Below are 13,374 nucleotides of genomic sequence, written 5' to 3'. Positions count from 1 at the left end.
GCGTAGGATCGCCGCATCCCAACATGGAGGCGCCGCCATGCGCCGCATCGCATCGATCCTCGCCGCACTCGCATTGGCCGGGCTGGCCGGCTGTTCGTCCACCTCGCAGCTGGTCACCGGCACGCCGCGCGCGCCGATCGACCCCTCGCAGGTGCGCGTGTACTACACGCCGCCGCCGGGCGGCTACGAGGAAATCGCGCGCCTGCAGACCGCCAGCGGCAGCTTCACCTACGGCGAGCAGAACAAGCTGAACGATGTGATCAACAACCTGCGCATGGAGGCCGCCAAGCTCGGCGCGAACGGCGTGCTGTTCGTCGGCACCGAGGACAGCGGCGGCGGCAGCAGCGTGGGCGTCGGCGTGGGGGGCGGCAGCTACGGCGGCTACCACGGCGGGAGCTTCAGCTCCGGCGGCATCGGCGTGAACATCTCGCCGACCAAGAAGTACGCGCACGGGGTGGCGATCCACGTGCCGAATCCGCCGCCGGTGACGGAGACGCAGGCGGTGCCGCCGGCGGTTCCCCCGGCGCAGCCGGTGAAGTGATCCCCATGCCTGGTTTTCTGCTCCTCCCACTGCGAATGCAGGTTGGGAGGGGTGACGTGGGCGCCATCAAGCGCGACCGCAACTGACTTCACCCCTCCCCAACCCTCCCCTGCGAGCAGGGGAGAGAGTTACCAGGGAAGTTGCTAGGGCGACCGCGTCTGCACCACGCCCATCGGCGCCGGCGCGAACTCGCCGCTCGGATCGTCGATCAACGCGGGATTCGCGCGGATGCGGCGGTACATCTCGGCAATGCCGCCGCGCCGCAGCACGCCCAGCACCACGTGCGAGGTGATGCGGCTGAAATCGCGCAGCGGCTTGAAATGGCTCGGGCGGAACTGCTCGTCGCTGTGCACGCACTTGTAGCGCGATTCGATCGGCACCGACACGACGCGCGTGCCCAGCTGCTGCGCGGCGGAAATCAGGATCTGCGCCTCGAACACGAAGTCCTCGCCCGGCACGTCGCTCAGCGCCGCGACCGCCGCCGGATACAGGCGCTGCCCGCTCTGGCTGTCGGCAAGCTGGTATCCCGTGCCCCAGGCGATGCCCCAGTCGGCGAATTCGTTGGCGAGCCGGCGATAGATCGGCTGTTGCGAACGACGCCGCAGGCGCGCGCCGATCACGATGTGCCCCGGATTGCGGTTCGCCGCCGCGAGCAGGCGCGGAATGTCGGCGGGCAGGTGCTGTCCGTCGCCGTCCATGCTGACGATCGCGCGCGCTCCCATGCGCAGCGCATGCGTGAAGCCGTCGCGCAGGCTCGCGCCCTTGCCCATGCGCCGCTCGTGCCGGATCACGGTGACGGGCAGGTCGGCGATGCGTTCGGCGGTGCCGTCGTCGGAGCCGTCGTCGATCACCAGCACGCGCGGGCATTCGGCCAAGGCGCCTTCGACCACGTCGCGGATGCGCAGCGCTTCGTTCAGCGCGGGAATCACGACGACGAGATCGTCGCGGCTCAAAAGGGAATGGGGAGCAACGGGCGTCACGGGTTCACCTCCACGAGCAGGTCGTGCGCGGCGCCGGCGGGCAGCAGCGCCGAGCCTTCGCCATGCGCGAGCACGTCGAACAGGGGGAGCATCGGCGCCATCGCGTTGGCCGATGCGAAGCGCGCGAGCGGACCGGATGCGGGCGCCTGCGTCGATGTGGGCACCAGCCGCGCGCGCAGGCGCGGACCGGCCTCGTCGTTGGACAGCACCAGCGCGCCGCCGAGCAGGCCTTCGCTGGGCGCCATCTTCGCCAGCGGCCCCGCCGCCTGGCCGTCGTAGGCGACCAGCAGCACCGCGTCGGCGTCGCTGCGCAGCTGCGTCAGCGCTTCGATCAGGCCCTGCGCGAAGCTGGCCGCGTACGCGCTGATCGCGTTGGCCGGCTGCATCGCGCCGGTGCCGATGGTCCAGTAGCCGGCGGCGGCGTTGTGCACGGAGTTGTGGAACTTCGTCGGCGAAAGCGTGCGCGGATCCTGCGCGAGCGTCGCGCACATGTAGTCGGTGATCGCCAGTTCGCCGTGCGTGGAGGCGAACACCGACGGCAGCGATGCGGGCTCGCGCGCGGCGGCCTCGCATGCGGCCATGGCGACGTCAAGCGCGATGGCGACCGTTTCCGGCGCGCGGCGTCGCTCGTTCGCGGGCAGCAGCTGCGGCGAGGGACGCGCCGGCGCATCGGCCGGAAGCGCGCCACCGAGCGCGTACTCGCGCGCCGCCGCCCACGAGGGCAGTCCGCGTGCCCAGAATCCGATGCCTTCGATCCGTGCCTGCAACGTCCGCGGTTCCAGCATGCTCATGCGCGACCGAACACCAGCGAACAGTTGTTGCCGCCGAATCCGAACGAATTGTTCATCGCAAAGCGGATGTCGGCACGTTGCGGCGCGAAGCGGATCTGCGGACCGCACGCGGGATCGGGCGTGGTGCTGCCGAGCATGCCGGGCAGTTCGCCGCGTTCCAGCGCGATCAGCGCGATGGTCGATTCGACGATGCCCGCCGCGCCGAGCGTGTGGCCGGTCCAGCCCTTGGTCGAACTGGCGTGCAGTGCTTCCGGAAAGAGCGCCGCCACCGCCGCGGCTTCGATCGCATCGTTGGCCGGCGTCGCGGTGCCGTGCAGGTTGAGGTAGCCGACCTCGTCGGCGCCGATGCCCGCACGCGCGAGCGCGTCGCGCATCGCCAGACGTGCGCCCAGGCCGTCCGGATGCGGCGAGGACATGTGGTGCGCGTCGCTGGATTCGCCGTAGCCGCGCAGTTGCAGGCCGGTGTCGCCGTCGCGCGCGCGTTCGAGCAGCGCGAAACCGCCGGCCTCGCCGAGCGAGAGTCCGTTGCGCGTCGCGTCGAACGGGCGGCACGGTTCGGCCGCCACCAGCTGCAGCGAATTGAAGCCGAACAGCACGCTGCCGCAGAGCGTGTCCACGCCGCCGACCAGCGCGGCATCGACGAGCCCCGCGTCGATCATGCGCGCCGCCTGCGCGAACACCTTCGCGCTGGACGAGCACGCCGTCGCCACGGTGATGCACGGGCCGCGCAGGTTCGTCGCCTGCTGCACGAACTCGCCCAGCGAATGCGGCGTGTGCACGTACGGACGCGCGTACTCGTCGGCGAAGTCGCCGTCTTCCAGCGCGGCGTATGCCGCTTCGGTACTGCCGATGCTGGAGGTCGAGGTGCCGACGATCACCGCGATGCGCTGCGCGCCGAAGCGCTCGATCGCGTCGTCGATCGCCTCGCGCAGGCCGTCCTGCTGCAGGGCGAGCCAGGCCAGGCGGTTGTTGCGCGAATCCCAGGCTTTCAGGGTGTCGGGCAGGGCGAGGGTTTCCAGGCCGTCGACGCGGCCGATCCAGCAGTCCAGCGGCGCGCTGTCGGGCGACGCATTGCCGAAGTCGTTGCGCCGCAGTCCGCTGCGGCCGTCCCGCAGCGCCTGCGCCAGCGCCTCGCGTCCGGCCCCGACGGCGCTGGTCGCGGTGCACGCGCGGATCGCGAGGGGCGCCATGCGGCGGGCGGTGGACGGCGGAAGCGTGGACAGCACGAAAGATTCCCGGACAAAGGTCGCGAAAGTATAGCCAGCGGGGTCGCGACGGCCCCGGCGCGAAGCGCCGCCGGGCCGGGTCATTCAGGGGGCGTGGAGGGGATGTCGGAATCGGGTGAAAGCAGCGCCCTCTCCCCTGCCTGCTGGGAAGGATGGGGAGGGGTGAAGTGCACAGCGCCGTACCGGCGAGGACAGCACCGGCCCATCACCGCATCGCACGCCCCCGCCCCTCACCCCAACCCCTCTCCCGCAGGGAGAGGGGCTGATTCCTGAGGGCTATCCCATCACTTCTTCATCTGCACCGGCACGAACTGCTCCCGCACCGCCTTCGCCAGCAGATCCGGCGGCAGCAGGCCCTGGTCCAGCAGGAAGTTGTTGAACGCGAGCCGGTCGAACCTGTCGCCCAGGGCGAGTTCGGTCTCCATGCGCAGTTCGAGGATGCGGCTGTAGCCGTAGAAATAGCTGCCCGCCTGGCCCGGCGAATTGAAGGTGTAGCGATCCAGCTCCTGCTTGGTCATCGCTTCCGACAGCCCGACCTTGTCGCGCAGGATCTTCCCGGCGGCCTCGCGGTCGATCATTCCCAGGTTCAGCATCGGATCCAGCATCGCGCGCGCCGCGCGCATCAGGCGGAACTGCAGCGCGATCAGCTGTCCGTCGAGCGGCTCGTACGGCACCATTTCGGCTTCGGCGTACAGCGCCCAGCCCTCCACGTTCACCGAGTTGAACGCGAACATCGTGCGCGCCAGCGAAATGCCGCGCTCGACCATCGCGGTGAACTGCAGCTCATGGCCCGGACGCCCCTCGTGCGCCGACAGCGTCCAGCGCACCGCATCGAAGTTGAAGTCGTCGTACTGCAGCGCCTTGCCGTCGGCGGTGGGCACCGACACCGGCAGAATGAACTGGCCCTGCTGCCCGGTGTTGCCGATCAGCGGCGCCGGCAGGAAATGCGGCGCGGAGGTCTGCGCCGATTCGGCTTCGGTGCCCAGGCGCATCACCATCGGCCGGTTCGGCACGTCGACGATCTTCTCCTTGCGGATGATCGGATCGATCTGGTCGATCACCGTGCGATAGCGCGCTTCCAGCTGGTCGTTGGGCATGTTGCGCTTCTTCAGCGCGTTGATGACGGCGACGTAATCGTGCGGGTCGGCGACGTCGAGGTTGTTCGCCTTCGCCACCAGCGGTGCGAGCTGCTGCATCGCCGCGCGCGTCTCCATGAACTCCACCTGCGCGCGGCGGATCAGCAGTTGCGGGTCGATGTCGATTCCGTACTGCTTGAGGCTGTTGGCGTACATCTCCGGCGGCAGCCGGGTGTCGGTGCGCGCGGTGGGCAGCACGTTCGCGCGCGCCCAGTCGCCGTAGGCCTTCAGCTGCGTGTCCATGGCGGCGAGCGCGGGCTCGGCGCCGTCGACCTTGTACTTGGCGAACAGCTTGCGGATGCCGTCGGCGTAGGTGGCGATGTTGGTCAGCGCCTGCTCGACTTCGAGCTTCGTCGGCGGCACGAGCTTCGCGTTCGCCGCGGCTTCGGTGTAGCGCGCCATCGCCAGTTCGGTGACCGGCGTCTTCCCGGTGCCCTGGCCGACGTAGTTCTTCAGGCGCTCCAGCGCCTTCGCGCGGCGCTCGGGCGGCGTCTGGTCCGACAGCAGCGATTGCAGGCCGCCGAACATCGTCTGCGCAACGTCGCTCCACGGCAGCATCAGGCGCTGCGTGAGTTCGCTGGTGACGATGTTGTCGTTGGCGGCCTGGATCATGATTTCAAGATCCTGGCGCACGTTCGGGTCGCGCTCGGTGGCGAGCTTGGCCTTCAGTTCGTCGCGCGCCTTCGCGGTGGCGGCGCGGAAGCGTTCGGCGTTCTGCGGCTTGAAGTCGGCGACGCGCTCGTCGTAGCCCGGCACGCCGAGGAACGACATGCCTTCCGGCGCGAACCCGGCCTGCGCCCTGACCAGGATGTCGGCGTACTCGTTGCTCTTCGCGACCCATGCGGGCGCGGGCCTGGCGGCGGGCTTCGCCGCGGAGGTCCTGGCGGCGGGCTGCGCGGCCTGCGCCAGCAGCGGGGCGCCGGTGGTCAGCGTGAGGGAGAGAGCGATCGCGAGGGTGAGCGGCTTGGTCATGACGTCGGCGGTGATGGGTCCGACACGCAGCATGGCGGCTGTGCCGGCGCCGCACCATGCGCCGAAGGTAACCGTTGCTTCGGGGCCGACGGCCGCGCTTTCGCGGCCCGGCTGCGCGAAGCGCCCCGGGATTCATGCGCGTCATCCCCGGGTGCGGCCTTTGGCCTTACCCGGGCTACAAAAGCTGGGCAAAAGAAAGCCCGGCGAATGCCGGGCCTTCTTTCGTGCCGTGCTTACGGCTTCAAACACCGGTCGAAGAAATTCTCCGTCAGGCGCAGGCGGTGCAGGTTGTCCGCGCCCTTCAGTCCGTGCTTCGCGCCCGGGTAGGTCATCAGCTCGAACGGCAGGCCGCGCTTCTGCAACGCGCTCATCAGCGCGGTGGAGTTGGTGAACAGCACGTTGTCGTCGGCCATGCCGTGGATCAGCAGCAGCTTCGAGGTCAGGCCGTCGATATGTTCGAGCACCCGCGCTTCCTGGTAGCCGGCGACGTTCGCCTTCGGCAGGCCCATGTAGCGCTCGGTGTAGTGCGTGTCGTACAGGCCCCAATCGGTGACCGGCGCGCCGGCGACGCCGCAGGCGTACTGGTCCGATGCCTTCGCCAGCAGCATCAGCGTCATGTAGCCGCCGTTCGACCAGCCGTACACGCCGATGCGCGAACCGTCGACCCACGGCTGCGACTTCAGCCATTCCACGCCACGCAACTGGTCGGCGACTTCCACCGTGCCCTGCCTGCCGTACAGCGCGCCGCCGAACGCCGCGCCACGACGCGGCGTGCCGCGGTTGTCGAGCGAGAACACCACGAAGCCGTGCTGCGCCAGGTACTGGTTGAAGTCCGGCGCCCAGGTGCGCTTCACCGTCTGCGAAGCGGGGCCGCCGTACACCATCACCACGACGGGATAGCGCCTGTTCGCATCGAAGCCGGCCGGCTTGATGACGCTGTAGTGCAGCGTGGTCGCGTCGTCGGCCGCCTTGATCGTGCCGAACTCGATCGGGCGATGCGCGCCCGCGTACTTCGCGTACGGATGCTGCGGGTCGGCGACGTCGTTCTCCAGCAGCGCGGCGATGCGCGTGCCGTCGCTGCGGAACAGCTCCAGCTGCGGCGGCGTGGTCGGGCTCGACCAGTTGTCGACGTACACGCTCGCGTTAGCGGCGAAGCTCGCCGCGTGCGTGCCGTCGGTCCTGGACAGGCGCTCGATCGCGCCACCGGCGAGCGGCACGCGGTACACCTGCGCGTCCAGCGGCGAATCCTTGCCGGCGGCGAAGTACACGAAGCCGGCGGCTTCATCGACCGCGAGCACGCCATCCACCGGCCAGTCGCCGGAGGTGAGCGCGGTCGCCTTCGAGCCGTCTTCGCTCAATACGTAGAGATGTTCGAACCCGCTGCGTTCGCTGTTCCACAGGATGCGGCCGTCCTTGAGGAAACGCAGATCGTCGTGCAGCGGCACCCACGTTTTGCTGGTTTCCTTCTGCAGCACGCGCTGGCGGCCGGTGGCGAGGTCGGCTTCGATGAGTTCCAGCACGTGCTGGTCGCGCGATTGACGCTGGAACGTCAGGCGCTGCGGATCGCGCCAGTCCACGCGCGCGAGGTAGATGTCCTGCTCCTTGCCCAGGTCCACCCACTTCGGCGCGGCGTTAGCGGCAGGCTGGATCACGCCCAGCTTCACCAGCACGTTGCGATCGCCCGCGGCGGGATAGCGCTGCTCGACGACTTCGGTGCGGTCCGGATACACCTCGTAGCGCTTCTGCACCGGTACCGGCGTTTCGTCGATGCGCGCGAAGGCGATGGCCGAATCGTCCGGCGCCCACCAGTAGCCGGTGTGGCGGTTCATTTCCTCGTCGGCGACGAATTCCGCCACGCCGTTGCCGATGACGTCGCCGCCATCGCGCGTGAGCTGGATCGACTTGCCGCTCGCCAGATCGATCGCCCACAGGTTGCGGTTGCGCACGAAGCTGACGAAGCCGCCGCGCGGCGACAGCTTCGGGTCGGTGGCGAACCCTTCGCCGTTGGTGAGCTTGCGCACCGCCGACCTGCCGCTCTTGGACAGGTCGTACAGGTACAGCTCGCCGCCCAGCGGGAACAGCAGCGAGCGGCCGTCCGGCGCCCACTGGTAATCGACGATGCCGCTGAGCGCGGCGATGCGCTGGCGTTCGCGGCGCGCCTTCTCCTCGTCGCTGAGCACTTCCTCGCCCGGCAGGATGTCGTCGGCGTCCACCAGCTTCGCGGTCTGGCCGCTGGCGATGTCGTACGCCCACAGGTCCAGGCGGTTGCGGTTGCTGTCCTTGCCGCGCAGGAAGGTCACGCGCTTGCCGTCCGGCGAGACCTTCGCCTTCATCAGGCTGGGACCGGAGAGCGGCGCGTCGCCGGCCAACGCTTCGAGCGTGAGCTTGAGCGGCGCGGAAGCAGGTTGCGCGGGGGCGGCGAGGGTCGGGAGGCTGGCGACGGACATGGCGATCAGGCAGGCGGCGAGGCCGCGGGCGGTGAGGTTCTTCATGCGTTCGTGTTGGACGGCGTTCCGAAGAGGATCTTGTGCATTTCCGGCGTCATCTCGCGCTTGGCGCCGTAGCGGTCGGCCAGGGCGTAGGCGCGCTTCACAGCCGGACGATCGGCGATGGCCTCGTGCCATCGGCGGATGTTGGCGAATTCGGTCAGGTCGAGCGGCGCCTTCGTGTAGGGATTGACCCACGGGTGTGCGGCCATGTCGGCGATGGAGAACATGCCGCCGGCGATGAACTCGCGGCCTTCCAGCCGGCGGTCGAGCACGCCGAGCAGGCGCAGCACCTCGCGCCGGTAACGGTCCTTCGCGTAGGCGATGTCTTCCGGCGCGTAGACGTGGAAGTGGCCGTACTGGCCGGTCATCGGGCCCAGGCCGCCGATCTGCCAGTGCAGCCACTGGCTGACCTCGGTGCGCCCGCGCAGGTCCTGGGGCACGAAGCGGCCGGTCTTGTTGGCCAGGTACGCGAGGATCGCGCCGGATTCGAACACGCTGATGTGCATGCCCTCGTCGCCGGGTTCGCGGTCGACGATCGCCGGCATCTTGTTGTTGGGGGAGATCTTCAGGAACTCCGCCTTGAACTGGTCGCCGGCGCCGATGTCGACCGGATGGATCGTGTAATCCAGCCCGGCTTCCTCCAGGAAGATCGTGATCTTGTGGCCGTTGGGGGTGGGCCAGTAGTGGAGGTCGATCATGGGCGCGGCTCCGGTGGGGTGGGGGCCGCCCAGTGTAAGGGCAGGGGCGGTGTGCCCGGTCCGGCGAAACGCGATGCTGTTTTCCAACGACTCGAAGCCCCGGATTGGCGGCTGTCATGGCGCGCCGGTACCCTAGCCGGCCCCGCACCGACCCGAGCGCCGCCGCATGTCCGATCCGCGTCCCGCCCCGATGAACCCGCTTCCCGGCCTGATCTTCTCCTCGCGCTGGCTGCAGCTGCCGCTGTACCTGGGGCTGATCGTCGCGCAGGGCGTGTACGTGGTGCTGTTCCTGAAGGAACTGTGGCACCTGATCCTGCACGCCACGGAGTGGACCGAGCAGCAGATCATGCTGATGGTGCTGGGCCTGATCGACGTGGTGATGATCTCCAACCTGCTGGTGATGGTGATCGTCGGCGGCTACGAGACCTTCGTCTCGCGCCTGCGCCTGGAAGGCCATCCCGACCAGCCCGAGTGGCTGAGCCACGTCAACGCGAGCGTGCTGAAGGTGAAGCTGGCGATGGCGATCATCGGCATCTCCTCGATCCACCTGCTCAAGACCTTCATCGCCATCGGCAGCCTCGGCTCGGCGAACAGCACCTACACCGCGCAAGGCGTGATGTGGCAGACGATCATCCACTGCGTGTTCATCCTCTCCGCCATCGGCATCGCCTACACGGACAAGCTGATGGCCCAGGCCAGCGTGAAGCACAAGGCGCATTGAGGGCCAGGCATCGTTGGCATTGCGGGGAAGCCGGTATCCTCGCTCTCGTAGCCCGGGTAAGCGAAGCGCACCCGGGGGCTGTCATCGCCCAACCCGGGTGCGCTTCGCTTACCCGGGCTACAAAGGCAGATGCCGGCCGCCACGCCGGCGGCGAGTCGAACGTCAGTGCGATGCGCGTCCTGGCGTGTCGCGTGCGGTAATCGCGCGACGCAGCCGGGCACCGGAGCCGTCCTGCCCGAATCGCAATTCGCCATTGCGGCGCGTGATCGCCAGGTCCGCGTAGGTCGCATCCAGCGACGGGAACTCGCGAGACTGCGCGAAGCGCGCGTAGTGCGACGAGAACACCTTCGTACCGGAGAGCCGGTCGAGTTCGGCGATGAACTGCGTCGGCGCCATTTCGCCGGTGCCGTTGAGGCAGCAGTCCGAGTACTTCGACAGCACGCGGTCGAGACTGGACCCGTGGTCGCGTCGCAGCGCGACGTCGGCCTGCAGCCAGAACGCCGCGCCCGCCCAGTAGACGCGCATCGTGCCTGCGTGCGTGCGGCTGAGCTCGACCAGCGGCGTGCCGCTGGTTTCGCGGCGGCCGCGACCGAAGCCGGCGTCGAGCAGCTCCCACGCGCGCTCCGGCGTCAGCAGCCCCGCTCGGGCGCGCAGCACGTTCTGGTAGTAGCTCGCGAGGCCTTCCGACAGCCAGCGGCCGTCGCGCCCCATGTACGGATGGAACAGGTGCGAGAGCTCGTGGATCGCCGTCCAGTCCGCGCGAAGTTCCGCCGGGGTCGCGTCGTCGCGCACGAACAGCAGCACCGCCGTATCGCCGCGCCGCAGCGTCTGGCCCCACGGCACCGGGCTTTCGTCGTCGCGCGCCGCCTCCCGCCCGACCTGCTCGATGCGCACGCGCGCGTCGTGCAGCGGATAGCGCCCGAACGCCGTGAGCTGGGCCTGGGCGACTTCGGCCAGCCAGTCCTGCAACTGCGCGCGGCGGCGCGCGTCGTCCACGCCGATGACGCTGACCTGCAGCGCGCTGTCGCCGGCACGCAGGGTACGTTCGGCGTCAGGCTCGGGATCCTGCGCGATGCTGCCGGCCGATGCGGTGGCAAACACCAGTCCGGCCGCGATCCGCAGCGTTTTCGACGTCGGACGCATTCAGCTCCCTCCGCGATGGCCCGCGACGCGGGCGTTGAGACCGCCGCCGCTACAATACCCGCATGGATGTCTCCCACCTGCTCGACGCGCTGAATCCAGCGCAGCGCGAGGCCGTCAGCGCCCCGCCCGGTCATTACCTCGTCCTCGCCGGCGCCGGTTCCGGCAAGACCCGCGTGCTCACGCACCGCATCGCCTGGATGAACGAAGTCCACGGCGTGCCGACCCACGGCATCCTCGCGGTGACCTTCACCAACAAGGCCGCCGGCGAGATGCGCCACCGCGTCGACGGCCAGCTGCGCCACGGCGCGCGCGGCATGTGGATCGGCACCTTCCACGGACTCGCGCATCGCCTGCTGCGCCTGCACTGGCAGGAAGCGAAGTTGCCTGAAGGCTTCCAGGTGCTCGATTCGGACGACCAGCTGCGCCTGGTCAAGCGCGTCGTGCAGGCGCTGGAATTCGACGAAACGCGCTTTCCGCCGCGGCAGATCGTGTGGTGGATCAACGCGCAGAAGGACGAAGGCCGCCGCCCCCACAACCTGCAACCGACGTCCGGCGATCCGTGGGCCGACGTCATGCACAAATGCTATGAGGCCTACCAGGAGCGCTGCGAACGCGCGGGCTTGGTCGATTTCGCCGAACTGCTGCTGCGCGCGCACGAACTGCTGCGCGACAACCCGGCGCTGCTGGCGCATTACCGGCATCGCTTCCGCGAGATCCTCGTCGACGAGTTCCAGGACACCAACGCGATCCAGTACGCCTTCGTGCGCGTGCTCGCGGGCGATACCGGCCACGTGTTCGTCGTCGGTGACGACGACCAGTCGATCTATGGCTGGCGTGGCGCAAAAGTCGAGAACATGCAGCGGTTCCTGAAGGATTTCTCCGGCACGCACACGATCCGCCTGGAGCAGAACTACCGCTCCAGCGCGAACATCCTGGAAGCGGCCAACGCGGTCATCGCGCACAACCCCGACCGCCTCGGCAAGAACCTGTGGACCGACAGCGGCACGGGCGAGCCGATCGACCTGTACGCCGCGTACAACGAGATGGACGAGGCGCGCTTCGTCGTCGAACGCCTGCGCCAGTGGGTGCGCGATGGCGGCAGCTACGGCGAAGTCGCCATCCTCTACCGCAGCAACGCGCAGTCGCGCGCGTTCGAAGAATCGCTGCTGTCCGAACAGGTGCCGTACCGCGTGTACGGTGGCCTGCGCTTCTTCGAGCGCGCCGAAATCAAGGACACGCTGGCGTACCTGCGCCTGATCGCTTCGCGTCTGGACGACGCGGCATTCGAGCGCGCGGTGAACACGCCGACGCGTGGCATCGGCGAGCGCACGCTGGACGAAGTGCGCCGTCGCGCACGTGCCGATGGTGTGTCGCTATGGGAAGCCTCGCGTCGGATCGTCGGCGAGAACGGCCTCGCGGCTCGCGCGCGCAATGCGGTCGCGGGCTTCCTCGCGATGATCGACGACCTCGACAACGAACTGGCGTCGATGACGCTGCCGGAGAAGATCGACCACGTGTTGATCCGCTCGGGCCTGCGCGAGCATTACTTCAACGAATCGCGCGGCCAGCTGGATTCGCGCGTGGACAACCTCGATGAACTCGTGTCGGTCGCCTCGCGCTTCACGCGCAGCGACGACGAGGACGCGACGGCGATGCCGGAACTGGTCGCGTTCCTCAGCTACGCCGCGCTGGAAGCCGGCGAAGGCCAGGCGCAGGCCGGCGAGGAGGGCGTGCAGCTGATGACGCTGCACAGCGCCAAGGGACTGGAATTCCCGCTGGTGTTCCTGGCCGGCATGGAAGAGGGCGTGTTCCCGAGCGGCCGCTCCACGGAAGAGTCCGGTCGCCTCGAAGAGGAGCGCCGCCTCGCGTACGTCGGCATCACGCGCGCGCGGCAGAAGCTCGTGCTCAGCTATGCCGAGTCGCGCCGCATCCACGGCGCCGACATGTACGGCGTGCCGTCGCGCTTCCTGCGCGAGATCCCCGCGCCGCTGCTCAACGAAGTGCGCCCGAAGGTGCAGGTCTCGCGCCCGTACAGCGGCGGCGTGCAGCGTGGCGTGCCGGGCGCCGGTCGCGGGCATGCGCCGCTGGAACAGCCGGCGGTGCGGTTGGGCTCGCAGGTGAAGCACCCGTCGTTCGGACTGGGCACCGTCACCGATTACGAAGGCAGCGGCGCGCACGCGCGCGTGCAGGTGAACTTCGACGATGCCGGCAGCAAGTGGCTGGTGCTGGCGTATGCGAATCTGCAGCCGGCGTAGGTGCCCGTGTCGTTCAGGCGTTCGTCGGACGACGGGATCGCCCTTGTAGCTCTTGTAGCCCGGGTAAGCGAAGCGCACCCGGGTTCACCGCGCAGAGCCCCGGGTGCGCTTCGCTTACCCGGGCTACAAGAGCAGGCGCGGTGCTTACTCGCGCAGCTTCACCGACTCATCCAGCGATCCATCCGGCAGCAGCGCCACGCAGCGCTTGCGGTCGCGATCGAACAGCACCGGCATCGGGTCCTGGAACAGCGGGCGGCGCACGAACTCCAGCGTCCACTGGAAATGCTCCAGCTCCTCCAGCGTGCGGCGCTGCTCCTCGGTGAGGCCCTTCCGCAGCGCGGCGGCATCGAGCGGCGGCTTGGGCTTGCGTCTTTCTTTCCCGGACACTCCGGTGCTTCCTCCGTTGCGCCGCGCGGGACGGT

11 protein-coding genes are annotated in these 13,374 nt (G+C 68.9%); 3 read left to right on the top strand and 8 right to left on the bottom strand.

What is annotated here, in order from left to right:
- Positions 1 to 37: 37 nt before the first annotated feature.
- On the top strand, positions 38 to 541 hold the full coding sequence (locus I4U41_RS17960; protein ID WP_206862548.1) for a DUF4156 domain-containing protein: 504 nt from the start codon (positions 38 to 40) through the stop codon (positions 539 to 541).
- A gap of 143 nt (positions 542 to 684) precedes the next feature.
- Here I4U41_RS17960 and I4U41_RS17955 read toward each other — a convergent pair whose 3' ends face one another.
- The 6 genes from I4U41_RS17955 to I4U41_RS17930 form a co-directional block, all read right to left on the bottom strand.
- On the bottom strand, positions 685 to 1,494 hold the full coding sequence (locus I4U41_RS17955; RefSeq protein ID WP_206862547.1) for a glycosyltransferase family 2 protein: 810 nt from the start codon (positions 1,492 to 1,494) through the stop codon (positions 685 to 687).
- 23 nt (positions 1,495 to 1,517) lie between these two features.
- Complete coding sequence (locus I4U41_RS17950) at positions 1,518 to 2,312, bottom strand: beta-ketoacyl synthase chain length factor (RefSeq protein WP_242525349.1); 795 nt, start codon at positions 2,310 to 2,312, stop codon at positions 1,518 to 1,520.
- Complete coding sequence (locus I4U41_RS17945) at positions 2,309 to 3,502, bottom strand: beta-ketoacyl-[acyl-carrier-protein] synthase family protein (protein WP_206862596.1); 1,194 nt, start codon at positions 3,500 to 3,502, stop codon at positions 2,309 to 2,311. The genes I4U41_RS17950 and I4U41_RS17945 overlap by 4 nt, the downstream gene beginning before the upstream one ends.
- A 320-nt stretch (positions 3,503 to 3,822) precedes the next feature.
- Positions 3,823 to 5,679, bottom strand: coding sequence for a DUF885 domain-containing protein (locus tag I4U41_RS17940; protein ID WP_206862546.1), 1,857 nt, complete (start codon positions 5,677 to 5,679; stop codon positions 3,823 to 3,825).
- 200 nt (positions 5,680 to 5,879) lie between these two features.
- Positions 5,880 to 8,093 (bottom strand): S9 family peptidase, encoded by a 2,214-nt coding sequence (locus I4U41_RS17935; protein ID WP_206862595.1) that lies wholly within the window; start codon positions 8,091 to 8,093, stop codon positions 5,880 to 5,882.
- Positions 8,094 to 8,134: 41 nt separating this feature from the next.
- A complete protein-coding gene (locus I4U41_RS17930; protein WP_206862545.1) occupies positions 8,135 to 8,833 on the bottom strand; it encodes a glutathione S-transferase N-terminal domain-containing protein in 699 nt (232 codons plus the stop codon).
- A 166-nt stretch (positions 8,834 to 8,999) separates the two neighbouring features.
- On the opposite strand from I4U41_RS17930, the gene I4U41_RS17925 reads away from it, so the two are divergent.
- Positions 9,000 to 9,554 carry a TIGR00645 family protein gene (locus tag I4U41_RS17925; protein WP_206862544.1) on the top strand — a complete coding sequence of 185 codons (555 nt, stop codon included), beginning with the start codon at positions 9,000 to 9,002 and terminating at the stop codon, positions 9,552 to 9,554.
- Positions 9,555 to 9,716: 162 nt separating this feature from the next.
- Here the strand turns inward: I4U41_RS17925 and I4U41_RS17920 are convergent, their stop codons facing one another.
- Entirely contained in the window at positions 9,717 to 10,697 is a 981-nt protein-coding gene (locus I4U41_RS17920; RefSeq protein ID WP_206862543.1) for a M61 family metallopeptidase, read from the bottom strand.
- Between the two features lie 62 nt (positions 10,698 to 10,759).
- Between I4U41_RS17920 and uvrD the strand changes: the two genes are divergently transcribed.
- Complete coding sequence (gene uvrD, locus I4U41_RS17915; protein ID WP_206862542.1) at positions 10,760 to 12,952, top strand: DNA helicase II; 2,193 nt, start codon at positions 10,760 to 10,762, stop codon at positions 12,950 to 12,952.
- Between the two features lie 144 nt (positions 12,953 to 13,096).
- Here the strand turns inward: uvrD and I4U41_RS17910 are convergent, their stop codons facing one another.
- Positions 13,097 to 13,339: a hypothetical protein gene (locus tag I4U41_RS17910; RefSeq protein ID WP_206862541.1), complete on the bottom strand. Its 243-nt coding sequence runs from the start codon at positions 13,337 to 13,339 to the stop codon at positions 13,097 to 13,099.
- Positions 13,340 to 13,374: the final 35 nt, after the last annotated feature.

The organism is Lysobacter changpingensis, assembly GCF_017308985.1.
GTDB classification, from domain to species: Bacteria; Pseudomonadota; Gammaproteobacteria; order Xanthomonadales; family Xanthomonadaceae; genus Lysobacter_J; species Lysobacter_J changpingensis.
The sequence above is the reverse complement of the archived record's forward strand: the minus strand, read 5'-3'. Positions and strand labels throughout refer to the sequence as shown.

Excerpts from the sequence above, each read along its gene's own strand:
- I4U41_RS17950 (WP_242525349.1), bottom strand. The coding sequence starts at position 2,312 with ATGAGCATGCTGGAACCGCGGACGTTGCAGGCACGGATCGAAGGCATC.
- I4U41_RS17945 (WP_206862596.1), bottom strand. The coding sequence starts at position 3,502 with ATGGCGCCCCTCGCGATCCGCGCGTGCACCGCGACCAGCGCCGTCGGG.
- I4U41_RS17935 (WP_206862595.1), bottom strand. The coding sequence starts at position 8,093 with ATGTCCGTCGCCAGCCTCCCGACCCTCGCCGCCCCCGCGCAACCTGCT.
- I4U41_RS17960 (WP_206862548.1), top strand. The coding sequence starts at position 38 with ATGCGCCGCATCGCATCGATCCTCGCCGCACTCGCATTGGCCGGGCTG.
- I4U41_RS17940 (WP_206862546.1), bottom strand. The coding sequence starts at position 5,679 with ATGCTGCGTGTCGGACCCATCACCGCCGACGTCATGACCAAGCCGCTC.
- uvrD (WP_206862542.1), top strand. The coding sequence starts at position 10,760 with ATGGATGTCTCCCACCTGCTCGACGCGCTGAATCCAGCGCAGCGCGAG.
- I4U41_RS17930 (WP_206862545.1), bottom strand. The coding sequence starts at position 8,833 with ATGATCGACCTCCACTACTGGCCCACCCCCAACGGCCACAAGATCACG.
- I4U41_RS17920 (WP_206862543.1), bottom strand. The coding sequence starts at position 10,697 with ATGCGTCCGACGTCGAAAACGCTGCGGATCGCGGCCGGACTGGTGTTT.
- I4U41_RS17925 (WP_206862544.1), top strand. The coding sequence starts at position 9,000 with ATGTCCGATCCGCGTCCCGCCCCGATGAACCCGCTTCCCGGCCTGATC.